This window comes from Cellvibrio sp. ARAG 10.3 (assembly GCF_051846955.1).
Classification (GTDB): domain Bacteria; phylum Pseudomonadota; class Gammaproteobacteria; order Pseudomonadales; family Cellvibrionaceae; genus Cellvibrio.
On sequence record NZ_JBPYCU010000067.1, the window covers coordinates 1 to 1,082 of the forward strand.

Below are 1,082 nucleotides of genomic sequence, written 5' to 3' on the forward strand. Positions count from 1 at the left end.
TTCTCTGAGCACATTCCGGTTTCGCTGGCACGAAAGCGTGTCACGTGATCGCTTTGCATTGATTGTTTCCGAGTAATCTTCTATTCACCCACTTGGGGAGTCATCCCCTTGTGGGTGCTCCTCGTTTTTTAAGGAGCTATACCATGACTGAGTCCACTCCCGTCAAAGTCAAACATATCGTGCGATTCGACGATATCGATTGTGAAGTTTGTGTTGAAGGACTTTACAAAAATAATCGTCGGCAACATGTGATTCAACTTTATGTCGCCGATACGGAGCAAAACCGCTCGCGTTCAGATGCCGACACGTGTTCGCCCGGAGATCCGTTTGCAACGGCGTCTTTGTGCGTTCCAGGTTATCCATTTGGTTACAAAGAAACGGCTATCAAAGATTACTCAGAAAATCGAGGCATTTTTGATGCGCTGATCAACGCAAAGATTGTCGAGAAAACGGAGTTCGACGTATTGGTTAATCTTATGCCAGTCCCTGTTGCTCGCATTCTTATTTAACTTCAAACACGGGGGCACCTTAGGGTGCTCCTATTTTTTTGAGGGAATTCACTATGACCTTATACGCTAATCTCAATCCAACAAGTAAATATTACCCATCGCAACGCTGCGCCCAACCGTTTGAAGTACAACTGGACCATGAGAGTTGGGACGCCTATTGCTGGGTGGGTAACAACAACCAGTACCGGACGTCGGACCTGGACTTTTATTGCAAGAACAACGACGGAACGTTTGTGCCACACGGGTTGCTGGAGAGCGTGACCGAATTATTGGATCGCAGTCTTCAACAAGAATTGGACTACGTGAAAGCGCAGCTCGATAACGACGAGTTAGCGATGCGGGATAGCTTATATGAGCGTCGTGACTCCTCAACATTTAATGCGATGCGTGAGTTGTTAGCGCTCATTCCCGATTCCCCGCCTGTATGCCGTGATTGCGGCCGACGGTATGGACGCTGTGAATGCAATGACGGAAGCCATCACAATGAGTGATTGCAATGAAGGCGTTTCCTCAACATTACCTGGGTTGTATTACCCGCATTCAAACGCGACCGGATGGTTCGCGTTATGTATG

2 protein-coding genes are annotated in these 1,082 nt (G+C 47.8%); both read left to right on the forward strand.

Annotated elements, in window-relative coordinates; all coding sequences use genetic code 11:
* Positions 1–143 precede the first annotated feature (143 nt).
* Complete coding sequence (locus tag ACSV5M_RS21800; RefSeq protein WP_439178962.1) at positions 144–509, forward strand: hypothetical protein; 366 nt, start codon at positions 144–146, stop codon at positions 507–509.
* Positions 510–562: 53 nt separating this feature from the next.
* Positions 563–1,000: a hypothetical protein gene (locus ACSV5M_RS21805; RefSeq protein WP_439178963.1), complete on the forward strand. Its 438-nt coding sequence runs from the start codon at positions 563–565 to the stop codon at positions 998–1,000.
* Positions 1,001–1,082: the final 82 nt, after the last annotated feature.

Coding starts and splice junctions, on each gene's coding strand:
- ACSV5M_RS21805 (WP_439178963.1), top strand. CDS start 563: ATGACCTTATACGCTAATCTCAATCCAACAAGTAAATATTACCCATCG.
- ACSV5M_RS21800 (WP_439178962.1), top strand. CDS start 144: ATGACTGAGTCCACTCCCGTCAAAGTCAAACATATCGTGCGATTCGAC.